Source organism: Brevibacillus parabrevis (assembly GCF_003710905.1).
In the GTDB taxonomy this organism is placed as follows: domain Bacteria; phylum Bacillota; class Bacilli; order Brevibacillales; family Brevibacillaceae; genus Brevibacillus; species Brevibacillus parabrevis.
Genome location: NZ_RHHV01000006.1, coordinates 179,502 through 197,042, shown reverse-complemented (window position 1 = coordinate 197,042; position 17,541 = coordinate 179,502). Strand labels below are relative to the sequence as shown.

At 55.8% G+C, this 17,541-nt stretch carries 13 protein-coding genes; all 13 read left to right on the top strand.

Annotated elements, in window-relative coordinates:
• Positions 1-2 precede the first annotated feature (2 nt).
• The 13 genes from EDM60_RS07360 to EDM60_RS07300 all read left to right on the top strand — a co-directional run bounded on the left by EDM60_RS07360 (position 3) and on the right by EDM60_RS07300 (position 17,541).
• Complete coding sequence (locus tag EDM60_RS07360) at positions 3-2,027, top strand: S9 family peptidase (protein WP_122963383.1); 2,025 nt, start codon at positions 3-5, stop codon at positions 2,025-2,027.
• Positions 2,028-2,086: 59 nt separating this feature from the next.
• Positions 2,087-3,469, top strand: a complete 1,383-nt coding sequence (locus EDM60_RS07355; RefSeq protein WP_122963382.1) for a M20/M25/M40 family metallo-hydrolase — start codon at positions 2,087-2,089, stop codon at positions 3,467-3,469.
• 147 nt (positions 3,470-3,616) lie between these two features.
• The gene (gene msrA / locus EDM60_RS07350; protein ID WP_122963381.1) at positions 3,617-4,594 is read left to right on the top strand and encodes a peptide-methionine (S)-S-oxide reductase MsrA; all 978 of its coding nucleotides are present in this window, start codon (positions 3,617-3,619) and stop codon (positions 4,592-4,594) included.
• 117 nt (positions 4,595-4,711) lie between these two features.
• Positions 4,712-6,283, top strand: coding sequence for a glutathione ABC transporter substrate-binding protein (locus EDM60_RS07345; RefSeq protein ID WP_233454087.1), 1,572 nt, complete (start codon positions 4,712-4,714; stop codon positions 6,281-6,283).
• 239 nt (positions 6,284-6,522) lie between these two features.
• A complete protein-coding gene (locus EDM60_RS07340) occupies positions 6,523-7,449 on the top strand; it encodes a bile acid:sodium symporter family protein (RefSeq protein ID WP_122963380.1) in 927 nt (308 codons plus the stop codon).
• A 173-nt stretch (positions 7,450-7,622) separates the two neighbouring features.
• Positions 7,623-8,546 (top strand): M15 family metallopeptidase, encoded by a 924-nt coding sequence (locus tag EDM60_RS07335; protein ID WP_122963379.1) that lies wholly within the window; start codon positions 7,623-7,625, stop codon positions 8,544-8,546.
• Positions 8,547-8,688: 142 nt separating this feature from the next.
• A complete protein-coding gene (locus tag EDM60_RS07330) occupies positions 8,689-9,336 on the top strand; it encodes a TetR/AcrR family transcriptional regulator (protein ID WP_167470249.1) in 648 nt (215 codons plus the stop codon).
• Between the two features lie 237 nt (positions 9,337-9,573).
• Positions 9,574-10,107 (top strand): acetyl-CoA carboxylase biotin carboxyl carrier protein, encoded by a 534-nt coding sequence (accB, locus tag EDM60_RS07325; RefSeq protein WP_122963377.1) that lies wholly within the window; start codon positions 9,574-9,576, stop codon positions 10,105-10,107.
• Positions 10,108-10,135: 28 nt separating this feature from the next.
• Positions 10,136-12,259, top strand: coding sequence for a methylmalonyl-CoA mutase family protein (locus tag EDM60_RS07320; RefSeq protein WP_122963376.1), 2,124 nt, complete (start codon positions 10,136-10,138; stop codon positions 12,257-12,259).
• Positions 12,256-14,442 carry a methylmalonyl-CoA mutase gene (gene scpA / locus EDM60_RS07315; RefSeq protein WP_122963375.1) on the top strand — a complete coding sequence of 729 codons (2,187 nt, stop codon included), beginning with the start codon at positions 12,256-12,258 and terminating at the stop codon, positions 14,440-14,442. Before EDM60_RS07320 ends, scpA begins: the two co-directional genes overlap by 4 nt.
• Complete coding sequence (meaB, locus tag EDM60_RS07310) at positions 14,439-15,485, top strand: methylmalonyl Co-A mutase-associated GTPase MeaB (RefSeq protein WP_122963374.1); 1,047 nt, start codon at positions 14,439-14,441, stop codon at positions 15,483-15,485. The genes scpA and meaB overlap by 4 nt, the downstream gene beginning before the upstream one ends.
• 21 nt (positions 15,486-15,506) lie before the next feature.
• Positions 15,507-17,057 (top strand): acyl-CoA carboxylase subunit beta, encoded by a 1,551-nt coding sequence (locus EDM60_RS07305; RefSeq protein ID WP_122963373.1) that lies wholly within the window; start codon positions 15,507-15,509, stop codon positions 17,055-17,057.
• Positions 17,058-17,073: 16 nt separating this feature from the next.
• Positions 17,074-17,541 carry an acetyl-CoA carboxylase biotin carboxyl carrier protein gene (locus EDM60_RS07300; RefSeq protein WP_122963372.1) on the top strand — a complete coding sequence of 156 codons (468 nt, stop codon included), beginning with the start codon at positions 17,074-17,076 and terminating at the stop codon, positions 17,539-17,541.

Sequence of the window (17,541 nt, the reverse complement as noted above, 5' to 3'; positions counted from 1 at the left end):
AAATGAACAGCCAAAAAAGAAAAGTCGCAGCAGAAGATTTGTATCAACTGACGTACGCAAGCGACCCGCAGCTTTCCCCGCAGGGAGATGCGGTTGTTTACGTGAAGACGATGATCGACGAAGAGCGGGCGTATCGCAACCACTTGTTCGTCCGCGACTTGCAGACAGGAGAAACGGTGCAACTGACGAGCGGTGCTGTGCGTGACACGTATCCGCGCTGGTCGCCGGATGGTACGCGCATCTCTTTCGTCTCCAAGCGTTCCGGGACAGCACAAGTTTGGCTGATTGACGCCAAAGGTGGCGAGCCGCGCCAGTTGACGCACTGCAAAACAGGGGTGAGCACTCCGCTCTGGTCGCCGGATGGACAGCTTATCGTCTTTTCTTCCTTGATGGATCGCGGCGAGACGTTTGACGATCAGGAAGGCGAAGCAAAAGAAGCAGTCGTGCCGAAAGTAATCCATGTCGAGCGGATGAAATACAAATCGGACGATTACGGCTATTTGTACGAAAAAACACGGCAACTCGCCCTCGTGCATGTGGAAACGGGAGAAGTAAAAGCGCTGACAGACGGGCCTTACCATCATACGATCGGCTCCTGGTCGCCGGACGGAAAATGGCTGGCGATCACAGCCAACCGCAACGAAAATCCTGACATGCTGCACACGGTCGACGTGTATTTGCTGCCGACAGCGGGAGGGGAATGGAAGAAGCTGACGAGCAGTAACGGGACATTTTCCCACCCGACCTGGTCTGCTGACAGCCAAAAGCTCGCGTTCATCGGCAGCTTGGCGGACGGAATTTACTTGAACGCAACGCAAAAGCGAGTATGGACATGCGATCTCGACAGCGGCGAGCTGACTTGCGTGACCGCTGATTGGGACGTGCAAATCGGCGATTCGACGATTGGCGATGTGCGCTCGCCGGGCCACCCGACTCCAGGAGCGGTCTGGACGGAGGACGGAACCGCGTTGTACGTGATTGTAAGCGAGCGCGGCAATTCCGGCATTTACCGCGTAGCTCTGGACGGACAAAAAGAGCACATCGTCAGCGGCAACCGCAACGTGTACGGATTCACGATTGACGAGCAAAAGCAGACGCTGATCGCAGCGATCAGTGATCCGCTCATTCCGGGAGACTTGTATCAATTCGACCTAGGAACGAAGGCAGAGCAACGTTTGACCGAACTGAACCGCGACTTTTTTGCGGAAGTAGAGCTGGCTGTGCCGGAAGAAATCGAATTTGCAGCGCAAGACGGCTGGAAGGTGCACGGCTGGATGCTGAAACCAGTCGGTTACAAGCCAGGTGAAAAATACCCGCTCGTCTTGCAAATCCACGGCGGACCGCACTCCATGTACGGCAATACGTTTTTCCACGAGTTTCAGATTTTGGCGGCAAAAGGCTACGCGGTGCTTTACACCAATCCGCGCGGCAGCTACGGGTACGGCGAGCGCTTCATGCAGGCGTGCTGCGGAGATTACGGCGGCAAGGACTACCTCGACCTGATGAGCGCAGTCGACTACGCGTGCCAGCAGTTTGATTTCGTGGACGAGTCCCGCCTGGGAGTGGCAGGCGGAAGCTACGGCGGCCTGATGACCAACTGGATTGTAGGGCAGACGAACAGATTCCGCGCAGGTGTGACGGATCGCAGCATTTGCAACTGGGTGAGCTTTTACGGCGTGAGCGACATCGGCTACTACTTCAGCGCCGAAGAAATTCAGGCCAATCCGTTCACCAATCCGGAGAAAATGTGGCAGCATTCGCCGATTCGTCTGGTCGCAAACATCGAGACGCCGCTTCTGATCATGCACGGGGAACAGGATCACCGCTGCCCGATCGAACAGGCTGAACAGCTGTACATCACGCTCAAACACCAAGGCAAGGCACCCGTGTCCTTCATTCGCTTCCCCGGAGCCGGACATGAGCTGTCCCGCAGCGGAGATCCCGAGCAGCGCGTGCTGAGATTGCAGTATACAGAGGACTGGTTCGCGACGTATATGGAGCCAAAAGTGCCAAGCTTGCAGCAGTAGTAGTCGTATCGATGCCAAATCCAAATCCGCCAAAGAGCGCTCACGAGGAGGAACGAAACATGAACAAGGAACAAGTATTGGGCTGCGTACAGGAGATACTCCCGGAGGCGATTGACCGCCTGAAGCAATACTTGAGTTACCCCACCGTTTCTGCCCAGCACAAAGCGATTCCGGAAACAGTCGACTACGTCGTGCAGATGATCCACGAGGCTGGCGGCGAGACGAAGGTGCTCGACGATCTTGGCGGCAACCCCGTCGTCTATGCTTTTTTTGCAGCAGGCAGCAATGGCGATGCCAGCAAGACGCTGCTCTACTACAACCATTACGATGTTCAGCCGCCAGAACCGTTCAACGAGTGGCATACCGAGCCGTTCACGCCGACTGTGATCGACGGCAAGCTGTTCGCACGCGGCGCAGCCGACAACAAAGGCGACCTGGTAGCGCGGCTGAGCGCGATCAAAATTTTGCAAAAGCAGGGCGGCTTGCCGTGCAACATCAAGTTCCTGATCGAAGGGGAAGAGGAGATCGGCAGTCCGAACCTGGAACCGTATTTGCGCCAATATAAAGACCTGTTCGCAGCGGATGCGTGCATTTGGGAATTTGGCGGAAAAGACGAATCCGAGCGCATCAGCATGGTTGCCGGAATCAAAGGCATGGCGTATTTGGAGCTGACCTGCACAGGTGCGGACATCGACATGCACTCTTCTGTCGGCGCTTATGTAGACAACGCAGCATGGCGTCTAGTACAAGCGCTGGCGACGATGAAAAATGAGCAAAACGAAATTTTGGTCGAAGGCTTTTTCGACGGCATCGAAGAACCGACAGCAGATGAAAAGAAATTCGTGTCCGAGCTGCCGTTCAGCGAGGAAGCGACGGCAGAACTGTACGGCCTGAAACGCCCGCTGATCACGAAGGCAAAAGGCGTGGACCCGCGCGAGGCGATGGTGTTCCACCCGACGATGACGATTTGCGGACTGGACAGCGGGTATACCGGAGAAGGCGCGAAGACGGTTCTGCCGAAAAACGCCAGAGCCAAAGTGGATTGCCGTCTCGTGCCGGGACAAGACCCGCAGCACATCTTGCGTTGCATCGAGGCGCATCTGAAGAAGCATGGCTACGACGACATTACGGTGACGATGATCAACGGGCAAAAAGCGTACCGCTCCGATTTCCACCATCCGTTCGTTGCCCATGTGCTGGATACCGCCCGCGTCATCTACGAGAACGAGCCTGTTCTCGCACCGAACTCGGCAGGGACAGGCCCGATGTACATTTTCGGCGAGCAGCTTAAGCTTCCGGTTGTCAGTACGGGAGTAGGCTGGGTCGGTTGCAAGGTGCACGCGCCGAACGAGTCGATTCGCCTGAAAGATTTCGAGGAAGGAATCGCCCACATGGTTGTGATGCTTTCCGGATTTGCCCAGGCGCTTTCCCTGGCCAAATAAATGCTCTGCCAACAAAGACCTCGACACGATGCGGGGTCTTTTTTTCGGTTAACTGTTTTTGCGGCAGCTACGGAGTGGACTTTCATTTTGCAAAACATGTACAATCGAGGGTATCGAAGCTTTCGTATAGATCAGGAGGCGAACTGCATGAACAGCGAAATTTCACGATGGGAAACCGCAACCTTTGCCGGCGGCTGCTTCTGGTGCATGGTCAGTCCGTTTGACAAGCTGCCAGGAATCATCAAGGTCGTCTCGGGCTACACAGGCGGCCACGTCGAAAATCCGACCTATGAACAAGTGTGCTCGGATACAACCGGACACTATGAAGCCGTGCAAATCACCTACGATCCGGCGCTCATCTCGTACGAGGAGCTGTTGCAGATGTTTTGGAGACAGATCGATCCGACAGATGCAGGCGGCCAATTCGGCGATCGGGGGCAATCGTACGCCCCGGCGATTTTCTTTCACACGCCAGAGCAGGAACGCCTGGCGATTCGCTCGCGTGAGGAACTGGAGCAAAGCGGCATTTTTCAAAAGCCGATAGCGACCTTGATTTTGCCTGCCAAGCCGTTTTACCCGGCAGAGGATTACCACCAGGACTATTACAAGAAAAACCCTGTGCGCTACCAGTATTACCGGACGGCGTCGGGCAGAGCGAAGTTCGTGAAGGAAGCATGGCGCGACAAAAAGAAGCAGGAAGAACTGAAACAGGTACTGACGCCGATTCAGTACGAAGTGACGCAAAACAGCGGCACGGAGCGCCCGTTTGCCAATGAGTTCTGGAATCACAAAGAGGAAGGCATCTACGTGGATATCGTGTCGAACGAGCCGTTGTTTTCTTCCTTGGACAAATTCGATTCCGGCTGCGGCTGGCCGTCGTTTACCCAACCGCTGGCCAGCGAGAATGTCACCGAGCAGCTCGATTTGACCCACAACATGATTCGGACAGAAGTGCGCAGCAAGCACGCAGACTCGCATCTGGGGCATGTGTTCGAAGACGGACCGGGAGAAAACGGCTTGCGCTACTGCATCAACTCTGCGGCGCTGCGCTTTATTCCGAAAGACAAGCTGGAAGAAGAGGGCTTCGGCGAGTACAAGTCGTTGTTTGATAAACAAAAAGACTGACCTGTCCTTAGCGCGTTGCCAGCATCGGGCCGCCGTTCTCTGTGAATCATTCGGGAAGGCGGTCTTTTTGTACAAAATAGGCGTATATCTCGCGAAAGAAAGGGTGCGACAGAGTCCATGATGATACGAAAGAGATGGTTTTTCAGCTTGATTGGACTGCTGCTCGCCGTGACGATGCTTGCGGCCTGTTCCATGGCAACGGAACCGCCTGCCGAAAAGGAAGACCTTCCCGCGAAAGCGGTGGAAGGAGGGACGCTGACGATTGTCAGAATGTCCGATGCTGGCAATCTCGATCCGCACTTCATCTCCACGATCAATGCCGCGAGTGTCGTCCATCAAAAAGTGTACGAAGGGCTGGTCAGACGGGATGCCAACATGGTGATCGTGCCGCAGCTCGCCCTCTCCTGGCGGCAAGTCAGCGATCTTGTCTGGGAGTTCAAGCTGCGACAGGGCGTTTTCTTTCACGATGGCACACCGTTTGACGCCACCGCAGTGAAGCGAACCTTGGACCGGGTCATGGACCCGAAGATCGCTTCGCCGCGAGCTGCGATGTTTGACAAGATCAAGCAAATCAAAATCGTCGATCCGTACACCGTACAGTTTATTTTGGAGCGGCCGTTTACGCCGCTGCTCTCCATATTAGCCAGTCACGAAGGCAGCATGATTAGCCCGAAAGCGATCGAGCAGTACGGGCGCAAGCTGGCGGAGCATCCGGTTGGAACCGGGCCGTTTGTGTTTCGCTCCTGGGAGCCGGGAAATCAGATCGTGCTGGACAAAAACCAGCAGTATTGGGGCGACAAGCCGAAAATCGATCATGTGATTTTTCGCGTCGTGGCTGACGATCAGAAGCGCATTGCCATGGTCGAAAACGGCGAGGCTCACGTAGCCGAATCGATTCCGGTGCAGGAGATCGATCGGCTGTCCGCATCGAATCGCTTGCATGTGTATCGCAGCGAAGCGTTGGGAACCGAGTTTATCGGGTTCAATGTGGCGCAAGAGCCGCTTAACGACATTCGCGTCAGACAGGCTATCAGTTCAGCCATCGAAACAGGAGCCATCATCAAAGGCGTCTACAACAATGTAGGCACGCAGGCCAACTCGCCGCTCGGGCCAAAAGTATTCGGCTACAGTTCGTCCGTCCAAAGCTATCCGTACGACCTGAACAAGGCGCGCGAGCTGCTCGCCAAAGCAGGATACCCCAACGGCTTTTCCATCCATATGCTGACATACGACCGCAACGATCGGGTCATGGTTGCGCAAGTCATCCGTTCCCAGCTCAAAGGAATCGGGATCGACGCCAAAATAGATGTGGTCAGCTACGCCGATTTCGTCACGACGATCGAAAAGACGCGGACGCACCAGATTTTCGTCAGCGGCTGGGGGAACGCGACGGGTGACGCGGACTACAATCAGTACAACCTGTTTCACACGATGGGCGGCGGGGCTGGAAACAGCTTTCAGTACAGCAACCAGGAACTGGACAGGCTGCTCGAAGCCGGACGAGTCGAGTCAGACCCGGCCAAGCGTCTCGCCATCTACGCGAAGGCGCAGGAGCTGGAGATGCAGGATGCGCTGCTGGTGCCGATTCGCAATCTGGAAAATCTCGCCGTCATCAGCATCGACGTTCAAGGCTTTTCCATCAGTCCGGCTGGCTATCTCATGCTCGACCAGGTCAGCATTCAAAAATAAGCGGACAACTGCTGCCGGACGGGCGCTGCACTCGCTGGTGCTTGGGTGACGAACAAGATCATAAGGGACAGACGCGCTGGTGTATACGGCGCGTCTTTTTTACTTGTTTGGCTCAGACTATAGCTGTATAGGTTTTTGGTATAGACGGAATTGTCGAAAAGCATAGAACAATGCAAAAACGTGCAGTATAATCAAAAATATTTTAAATAGACATAAAACGAAAAACAGGAGAGAGAAACATGAATACTGTGGAGAGAATCAGCAAGTTTGTTGGCAGCACGTTCTCGTTGTGGGTAATTTTGTTTGCCATTCTCGGCTTTTTTGTGCCGGAAGCGTTCGTCGGCGGAAAAGGCTACATTTCGTTCCTGCTCGGCGTCATCATGTTCGGAATGGGGCTGACTTTGTCTTCGGAAGATTTCCGCGAAGTGTTTCGCAGGCCGGTCGATGTGTTGATCGGCGTAGTCGGTCACTACCTGATCATGCCTTCGCTTGCGTTTGTGCTCGCGATCACGTTGCAGCTTCCGCCGGATATTGCGGTTGGTGTCATTTTGGTCGGCTGCTGTCCGAGCGGGACGGCGTCCAATGTCATGACGTACTTGTCAAAAGGCGATGTCGCTCTCGGGGTTTCCATCGCGGCTGTGTCCACCTTGATCGCCCCGATCGCTACCCCTGCACTCATCTCGCTTTTGGCTGGAAAATGGATGGCGATTGATACGAAGTCGCTGTTTCTCGATATTGTGATGGTCGTCATTGTCCCGATCGTACTCGGTGTGATCGTCAAAGCGTTTTTCGGCAAGCAGGCGGAAGCGAGCGCCAAGGCATTGCCGCTCGTGTCTACCATTGCTATCGTTTTGATCGTGGCGATTGTCGTTGCTCTGAACAAAGGCAAAATCGTCGAGACAGGCATGATCATTTTTGCTGTCGTCATTTTGCACAATATTCTCGGCTACGTGCTCGGCTATTTTTTCGCCAAGCTGTTCGGCTTGAATCTGGCGAAGCGCAAAGCGGTGACGTTGGAGACAGGCATGCAAAACTCCGGTTTGGGCGCGGCTTTGGCGGCGGCTCACTTCAATCCGCTCGCAGCGGTGCCGAGCGCCATCTTCAGCGTGTGGCACAACCTTTCCGGCTCTGTGCTCGCCACCTATTTTGCCAAAAAAGAAGAGTAGGCGACTGGCATCCTCCCGGCAAAGGCGCGCTGATTTTTTGCCAAAATGGCACGTTCCTGTAACGAAAAAGGCCCGATTTATGTCATAATGGTTACGTACTTCCATGCTGGATAAGTACCTAACACCCATGCGGGCTGACTGTACAGCCGGGCCCGATTCGAAAGGACGTCATGATGAAACGTTTTGCCAATCGTACGAATCATTCCATCATACTGGTAACAGCCGCGATTCTCGCGCTGTCTGGATGCAGCAGCATGGCTGCGCCAAACGAAGAACAGGCAAAGCCGTCGCAGGAGACGACCCAGCCTGCTCCAGCAGAAGTGCCCAAACCTGCCGAGGAAGCCAAACAACCGGAAACCAAGCCAGCCGAGACGGTGAAGCCGGAAGAAACGAAACCGGAAGAAACCAAGCAGCCAGAGGCCCAACCGCCGAAAAAGTCGTCTGCCGAAGGGGCAGGCAAGTACGAAGAGCTGCTTGCGGATATCGAGGTAGTCGCTGAACCGCAAAGTGTAGCGGTCCTGGTCAACAAACAGCGCAAGCTTCCCGAAAACTATACGCCAAACGACCTGGTATTCCCGAAAGTCCCGTACCTGCTCCCGGAAAAGAGCGAGAAGCGGAAAATGCGCAAGGAAGCGGCGGCTGCGCTGGAGGAATTGTTTGCAGCGGCAAAAGCGGACGGAGTAGCGCTTGCAGGAGTATCGGCCTACCGCTCTCACGCTTACCAGAAAGCGCTGTTCAACCGCTACGTGCAAAAAGACGGCGTGGAAAAAGCGCGCACTTACAGCGCCGTGCCAGGTACGAGTGAACACGAAACCGGGCTTGCGATCGACGTATCCGGCGTAGACGGCAAATGCGCGGCGACGAGCTGCTTTGGCGGCACGAAGGAAGCATTGTGGCTTGCCGAGCACGCGGCAGAACACGGCTTTATCATCCGCTATCCGGATGGAAAAGAAGCGATCACAGGCTATATGTACGAGCCGTGGCACTTGCGCTACGTCGGCGTGGAGATCGCCAAACAAATCAGCGAGCAAGGCATCACGCTGGAGGAGTATTCAGGTGTGGTTCCCGCCTCGGCCAATGAGACTGAGTCAAACTAAACCTAAGCTTTTCGGAAAAAAGGAGACGCCGATTTTTCGCTACGGAAGAGTCGGCGTTTTTCTTGTAGCGCGAATACATATGCGCATGCAAACGTCCTTCGGCAAAAGAATTTCTATGCTATAATGATCACGGGTGAAGATAATGAGCGAAAAATCAATCAGGGAACGAATTATTGATACGGCCATGCGCCTGTTTGAAGCACATGGCTACCACCGGGTCACCGTCGACCAGATCGTCAAAGAAAGCGGTACCTCCAAGGGAGGTTTTTACCACAACTTCAAGTCCAAGGATGAACTGCTCTACATCATTCACGACCAGTTCATTACGTACGTGCTGGAAAAAGCGGAAGAAGCGTACGAGAAGTGGGATACGCCAACCGAGCGCCTGCAAGCAATCGTCAAATCGTTTGTGATGATGATCGATCTGTACCGCTCGCAGGTCACGATCTTTTATCAGGAAAGCCTGTTTTTGACCCCGGAGTATTTCACTGATATTGAAACGAAGCGGGACCGCTACAAGCAAATCATGTTTACCGTCATTTCCGACGGGATCAAATCGGGCGAGTTCCGGCCGGAGCTGCCTGTGCCAATCGTCTCCATGGCGATTTTCGGCATGGTCAACTGGATTTACAAATGGTATCAAAAAACAGGGACGTATTCGATCGAGCAGATTGCGGACATTTACGCCGACATGGTTCTGCATTCCGTCCTGAAGCCAGAAGCGATGAAAAATCCGGACTTCAACCGCTTTTTCCTGGCTTCGCCCGAAGCGCCGTTCAAATTGTTGTAAACGAATATGGATCAGGCGACTACTCGTCATTGCTAAAAATGGGAGCAGAGGCATAGTCGCTTCACGGTCCGGTCAGCGATGTACCATTCAGACTGACTGGTTGGTCTGTACGACGATTCAGACATTTGCTATAATGTTTAAAAGACCAACTGGTCGGTCTTGCGCATTCATCACAGACCAACCAGTCGGTTCGTTGGCAAATCAGCCACAATGAGTCGGGACATGGGAGGAATACGTATGTTTTCGATCTATGAACTGAGAGAACTGGTCAAGCTGCTGGAGCAGACAGACATAGAGTCTATCGATGTCAGCGATGACGAATCCCGTTTGCGCATCAAACGCCGGACTGCCGGGCAAACAGCAAGCGTTGCTGCCGTGACTGCGCCGACGTTGCCAGCGGTCACTGCCAAGCCAGCTTCATCCGTCGTCAACCTGCCGCAAAAAGCAGGAACTCAACCGCTCCAAACAGAACCTGTAGCAACAAAGCGGCAGGAGGCAACAGCTCATCCCGCAGAAAAGACGGAAAACTTGCATAAAATCACCTCCCCGATGGTCGGGACCTTTTACGCGGCTTCTGCCGAGGATGCGCCACCGTATGTAGCGGTACACGATCGCGTGGAGCCGTCCAGCATTGTCTGTATCGTGGAAGCCATGAAGCTGTTCAACGAGATTGAAGCAGAGGTAAAAGGGGAAATCGTTTCGATACTGGTACAAAACGGCCAACTGGTTGACCACGGCCAGCCGCTGTTTTTGGTGAAGCTTGCCGAGTAGAATCGGCGAATGAGGGGAGGTCTGGACCGTGAATAAAGATACACTGTTTACGCAATTTCCTGTGCCGACGTACGAGCAATGGCGGGAGGCGGCCGAAAAATCGTTGAAGGGAGCTGCCTTCGATGCCAAGCTGTTGACCAAAACACAGGAAGGAATTATCCGCCAGCCGATCTATCGGGCGGAAGATGTCGCAACATTGCCACGACGAGGGGGGCCGGGCGGGGCTCCTTTTGTCAGGGGAACGAGAAGTCCGCTGGATCAGCAGGCTGGGCGCTGGGAGGTCTGCCAGGAAATGGCGGCCCCGGACGCGAAATCGTTTCATGAAGCGGCATTGACAGATTTGGCTCGCGGGCAAACGGCGCTGCACATCGTATTTGATCGCGCTGTGCGCGCAGGGCTTGATCCAGATGAAGCACTGCCGGAAGACATCGGTAAAGACGGCTTGTCCATTTTTGCGCTGGAAGAACTGGGGGAAGCTTTGCGCGGACTGAATTTGGAAGAGCTGCCTTTGTTCGTGCAGTCGGGAGCATTGGGTTTGCCAGTCTTTTCCCTGCTGTTCGCTCATATGAAGGCGAGCGGCCACAGTCCGGCAAACTTGCGGGGATGCATCGGGCAAGACCCGGTGACGCCGCTGCTCGTGGAAGGACAGCTTCCGCACTCGCTTGACACTGCTTTTGCCGCGATGGCGAAAATGACGAGTTGGGCCAGTCAGCATGCGCCCAAGCTCAAAACGATTCTCGTTCAGGGCAATCCGTATTGCGAGAGCGGCGGTCATGCTGTGGCCGAGCTGGCTTTTTCGCTGGCAACAGGCGTCGAGTATATTCAGGCGATGCTTGACCGCGGCCTTACGATTGAAGAAGTGGCGGGCCGGATGCAGTTTTCTTTCGCGGTCAGTTTCGATGTGTTCATGGAAATTGCCAAGCTTCGGGCCGTGAAAATGCTGTGGGCGAATATTGTGGACGCGTACGGCGGTTCTGCCGAGGCGCAAAAAATAGCGATTCACGCCCGCACAGCAGCCTGGACGAAAACGGTCTGCGACCCGTACGTCAACATGCTGCGCGCAACTACGGAAGCGTTTTCTGCGATTGTTGGCGGCGTCGACAGCTTGCATGTATCTGCTTTTGACGAAGCGATTCGTCCAGCCAACGAGTTTTCCCGCCGGATCGCACGCAATACGCAAATCATTTTGGAACAGGAGGCGCACCTGGCAAAAGTCGCTGACCCTGCTGGCGGCTCCTGGTATGTCGAGTGGCTCACGGACGAATTGGCGAAAAAGGCGTGGGAGCTGTTCGTGCAAGTAGAGGAGCAGGGCGGCTTGCTTCGTGCTTTGGAGTCCGGCTTCGTGCAAGAAACGATTGCCCAGACAGCGGCCCGCAAGCAAAAAGACATCCAAGAGCGCAAAAGCCGCATCGTCGGCACCAACATGTATCCGAATCCTGCGGAGCAGCTGCTCACGCGTCCAGCCAACCCAGCGCTTCACAAGCAGCGAGTCGCGGAATTGCGCACATACCGCAGCCAAAAAAATCCGGCTGATGCCGCAGAAGCTTTGGAAAAGCTGGCGCAACATACGGCTGATTGGGTGGAAGCGGCGGCAAAAGCAGCGCTTGACGGCGCGACCGTAGGCGATATTGCCAAGGCGCTGACCGCAGGCAAGCAAGCAGCGACTGTGATTGCTCCGCTTCGCGTTCACCGGGCGGCTGAAGCTTTCGAAACATTGCGCAAGCAAGCGGAAGCGTATGCAAAGAAAACAGGGCAGCGGCCATCCGTGTTTCTGGCGGCGCTTGGCCCTGTCGCCAAGCATAAGGCGCGAGCGGACTTTGCCGCAGAGTTTTTTGCCGTCGGCGGTTTTGCAGCGCTGCGAACAGCAGCGTACAGCTCGGCAGCAGAGGCGGCACAAGCGGCAATCGCATCGGGAGCGCGGATTACCGTCATTTGCTCCGACGATGCAAGCTATCCCGAGCTGGTGCCGCCACTCGCCCAGGCGATCAAGCAGGCGGCTCCGGATATGACCGTGCTTTTGGCTGGATTGCCGGATGCCGAGCAGCTGGCGCAGTACAAAGCGGCTGGAGTGGATGATTGCATTCATCTGCGCTCCAATTGCTATCAGATGCTGCGAGAACTTCAGGAGCGGACAGGAGTGAGCTCACGATGAAGAGACCTGATTTTTCCAAAATGCCGTATTCGTCCAGGCGGGACATCTCCGACCTGTTTCCGGCGGAGGCTTCTGCCGGGGCAAAGGCGTTTGAGTTTGCGGAGCAGCAGTTGTGGCAGACGATGGAGCAAATCCCCGTCAAGCCTGTTTATACAAAAGAAGATGTGCAAGACATGACGCATCTGGGCTACATGCCGGGCCTGCCTCCTTATTTCCGCGGCCCGTATCCGACGATGTACGTCACCCAGCCGTGGACCGTGCGCCAGTATGCCGGATTTTCCACGGCAGAGGAGAGCAACGCCTTTTATCGCCGCAACCTGGCTGCCGGACAAAAAGGGCTGTCGATTGCCTTTGACCTCGCCACGCACCGCGGATACGATTCCGACCACCCGCGCGTAGTCGGGGATGTCGGCAAGGCGGGAGTGGCTGTAGACTCGATTCTCGACATGAAAATTTTGTTCGACGGGATTCCGCTGGATAAAATGTCTGTGTCCATGACGATGAACGGAGCGGTATTGCCGATCATGGCCTTTTACATCGTGGCGGCGGAGGAGCAGGGCGTATCGCAGGCTGAGCTGACCGGGACGATTCAAAACGACATTTTGAAAGAATACATGGTGCGCAATACGTACATTTACCCGCCAGAGGCGTCGATGAAAATTATTTCCGACATCTTCGCCTACACCTCGAAGCACATGCCCAAGTTCAACAGCATCAGTATTTCCGGCTACCATTTGCAAGAAGCAGGCGCGACAGCGGACATCGAGCTGGCGTATACGCTCGCGGACGGTTTGGAATACGTGCGAACGGGGCTTGCGGCTGGCATTGACATTGACGCTTTCGCACCGCGCCTGTCGTTTTTCTGGGCGATTGGCATGAACTACTTCATGGAGGTAGCGAAAATGCGGGCGGCACGCCTGATTTGGGCGAGCCTGATCAAGCAGTTCAACCCGAAAAACGAAAAGTCGATGGCGTTGCGCACGCACTCGCAAACATCCGGCTGGAGCCTGACCGAGCAAGACCCGTACAACAACGTCGTGCGGACGTGCGTGGAAGCGATGGCGGCGGCGCTCGGACATACGCAGTCGCTGCATACGAATGCGCTCGATGAGGCGATTGCGCTTCCGACCGACTTTTCCGCGCGAATCGCCCGCAACACACAGTTGTTTTTGCAGGACGAAACCCAGATTACGAAGGTCGTGGACCCGTGGGCAGGCTCGTACTACGTCGAGTCGCTGACAGCGCAGCTCGTGGAAAAAGCGTGGGCGCACATCGAGGAGATCGAAGCTTTGGGCGGCATGGCGAAAGCGATTGAGACGGGATTGCCCAAAATGAAAATCGAGGAAGCGGCAGCCAGACGCCAGGCGCATATCGATTCGGCGAAAGAAGCTATCATCGGTGTGAACAAGTACCGTCTGGACAAGGAAGACCCGCTGGAAATTCTCGAAGTCGACAACACAGCGGTACGCGAAGCGCAAATCCGCCGATTGCAAGAGCTTCGCGAAAATCGGGACGAGGCGCGGGTGCAGGCGGCCCTGTCTGCTATCACCGAATGTGCGCGCACGGGTGAAGGCAATTTGCTGGCGCTGGCGATTGAAGCAGCGCGGGCAAGGGCGTCGCTCGGCGAAATCTCGGATGCGTATGAAAAAGTGGTCGGACGGCACAAAGCGGTGATCCGCTCGATCAGCGGCGTCTACAGTGCGGAGTACGCCGATGCGGATGAAGTGGCAGCGGTGCGCAAAATGGCGGATGAATTTGAGCAGTGGGAAGGGCGGCGTCCGCGCATCATGATCGCCAAGATGGGCCAGGACGGGCACGACAGGGGAGCAAAAGTCATCGCAACCGCTTTTGCCGACCTGGGCTTTGATGTCGATATCGGGCCGTTGTTCCAGACACCGGAGGAAACGGCAAAACAAGCGGTGGAAAACGACGTGCATGTGATCGGCTTCAGCTCGCTCGCTGCCGGACACAAGACATTGCTGCCGCAACTCGTGGAGGAGCTGAAAAAGCTGGGCCGCGAAGATATCGTCGTCGTCATCGGCGGGGTCATTCCGCCGCAGGATTACGCCTTTTTGCGCGAGCATGGCGCTGCCGCCATCTTCGGTCCGGGAACCGTCATTCCGGTAGCAGCCCAGCACGTTTTGCAGGAAATCGTACATCGACTGGAGGCTGCCGGCCTATGAGCGGCGGTGGAGACGGCAAAACATCCCTGAACTTTTCTTCCAAAGTCCGCCTCCCGCGCCTTTCTGTCGAGCAGTACGTCGAGGGCGTGCGGGCAAACAACCGGACCGTGCTCGCCCAGGCCATCACGCTGGTCGAGAGCAATTCCGCCGCCCATATGGACATGGCGCAGGAAGTGATCCGCCAGCTTTTGCCCCACACCGGGCAATCGATTCGCATCGGGGTGTCGGGAGTGCCGGGAGCAGGCAAAAGCACGTTTATCGAGGCATTTGGCACGATGCTGTGCGAAAAAGGCCATCGGGTGGCTGTGCTTGCGGTCGATCCGAGCAGTACGGTCACGCGCGGGAGCATTCTCGGCGACAAGACGCGGATGGAGCTGCTCTCGCGCAACCCGAACGCGTTCATCCGCCCGTCCGCTACCGGAGGGACGCTGGGCGGGGTCAACCGGAAGACGCGGGAAACGATGCTGATTTGCGAAGCGGCTGGCTACGATGTCATTTTGGTCGAGACGGTTGGCGTCGGACAGAGCGAGACGACCGTCCGATCGATGGTCGATTTCTTCCTGCTGTTGATGCTGACCGGAGCTGGCGACGAGCTGCAAGGGATCAAAAAGGGGATCATGGAAATTGCCGACGCGCTGTTGATCAACAAAGCGGACGGGGAGAACCGCACGCGGGCTTTGATTGCCAAAGGCGAGTACAACCGGGTGCTGCACTATTTGCAGCCAGCAACATCCGGCTGGGAGACGAAAGCGTACATGTGCTCGGCGGTGACCGGAGAAGGCATCGCGGACATATGGGAGGTCGTTGGCGCATTTCGCCATGTGACGGGACTATCGGGCAGCTTCGAGGCCCGGCGCAAGGCGCAGCTGCTCGATTGGATGCACAGCATGGCCCAAGACTACTTGCGCACTACGTTTTTTGGCAATCCGCAAGTAGCCAAGATGCTCCCGGCCATCGAGCAATCCGTGACGAGCGGACAATTGTCGCCGACGAGCGCGGTACAACAGCTTGTAGCCATTTTCGAAAAAGCGATCATGAAATAGAGAGAGGAAGAAGGTCGGACAATGAGCGACATGCACAAAAAAATCGATGACTTGATGGAGCGAAAATTCAAAATCGAGCTGGGCGGCGGTGACGCCCGGATTGATGCCCAGCATAACCGCGGCAAGCTGACTGCCCGCGAGCGGATCGAGCTGTTGCTCGACCCGGATACGTTCATGGAGCTGAATCCGTTCGTCGAGCACAGAGCGACGCATTTCGGACTGGATCAGATGGAAGCGCCGGGCGAAGGCGTCGTAACCGGATACGGCAAAATCAACGGTCGCCCTGTTTATTTGTTCGCGCAGGACTTCACTGTATTTGGCGGTGCGCTCGGCGAGATGCACGCCATGAAGATCGCCAAAGTCATGGATTTGGCCGCGAAAAACGGCGCTCCGTTCATCGGATTGAACGACTCCGGCGGCGCACGCATTCAGGAAGGCGTCAGCTCGCTGGACGGATACGGCACGATTTTTTACCGCAATGCGATCTACTCCGGGGTGATCCCGCAAATCTCGGTCATTTTGGGGCCTTGCGCGGGCGGAGCGGTCTACTCTCCGGCCATTACCGACTTCGTGTTTATGGTCGAAAAGACGAGCCAAATGTTCATCACCGGACCAAAAGTGATCGAGACAGTAACCGGCGAGAAAATTTCCGCGGAAGACTTGGGCGGCGCGCGCGTCCACTCCACGGTCAGCGGCAATGCCCACTTTACGGCCGAATCCGAGCAAGAGGTGCTGGAATCAGTGCGCAGGCTGCTCAGCTTCCTGCCGCAAAACAACCGCGACCGCGCTCCTGTCCTCGAAGCTGCGGGCGGCGCAGAATGGCAGGAAGAGCTGCTGGAGCTGGTTCCGGCCGAGAGCACGAAAGTGTATGACGTTCGCAAAGTGATCGAGAAAATCGTGGATCACGGCGACTTCATGGAAGTGCAGCCGAATTTTGCCCGCAACATCGTCATCGGACTGGCGCGGATCGACGGCCACAGTGTCGGGATCATCGCCAACCAGCCGAAAGTAATGGCGGGCGGACTCGACATTCATTCTTCCGACAAGCTGGCCAGGTTCATCCGCTTCTGCGATTGCTTCAACATCCCGCTGTTGACCTTTGAGGATGTCTCCGGCTTTTTCCCGGGGATCAACCAGGAGCACGGAGGAATCATCCGCCACGGGGCGAAGATTTTGTATGCGTACTCGGAAGCGACCGTGCCGAAAATTACCGTCATTTTGCGCAAAGCGTACGGCGGCGCATACGTGGCGCTCAATTCCAAGTCGATTGGCGCAGATATCGTCTACGCCTGGCCAAATGCGGAAATTGCCGTCATGGGCCCAGAAGGTGCTGCGAACGTCATTTTCGCAAAAGAAATCGAGAGCAGCGAAAATCCGGCGGCAACCCGCGCGGAAAAAATCGCGCTCTACCGCGAGAAATTCGCTAATCCGTACGTGGCGGCAAGCCTCGGCATGGTCGACGACGTCATCGACCCGCGGGAAACCCGGATGAAGGTCGCCCAGGCGTTGGAGATGCTCAGAAACAAGCAGGAAGACCGTCCGTACAAAAAGCATGGGAACATCCCATTGTAAGAGGGGAGCATCTTGCATGAAGCTGCATGAACTGCGTGAATTGATCAAGCTGGTCAACCAGTCGTCCATCGAGGAGCTGGAATGGGAAAAGGGCAAAGAGCGAATCGTCATCAAAAAAAGCGAGCCTGCGGCAGTGAGCGCGACGCCGCTTCCGGTTCAGACAGACGAGGTGGATCAAGGATACCAGCAAGCCGCCGCCACAACTGAAACAGCGACACTTGCCGTCGAGAAGGAGCAGGAAACTCCCGCGCCGGAAAAAACACCTCAGCTCGTCCTGTCCACGTCAGTCGGACTGTTTTACGCCCAGGTGAAGGTCGGGCAGACGATCAAGGCAGATGATGTGATCGGCCGCTGCACGGTCGACGCTTTGCAACTGTCCTCGGACATCGTTTCCACGGCGAATGGGGTTGTGGCCGAAATGTTGGTGCAGGATGGTCAATTGGTCGATTACGGAAAACCGTTGCTTGTTGTCAAGCCACAGTAA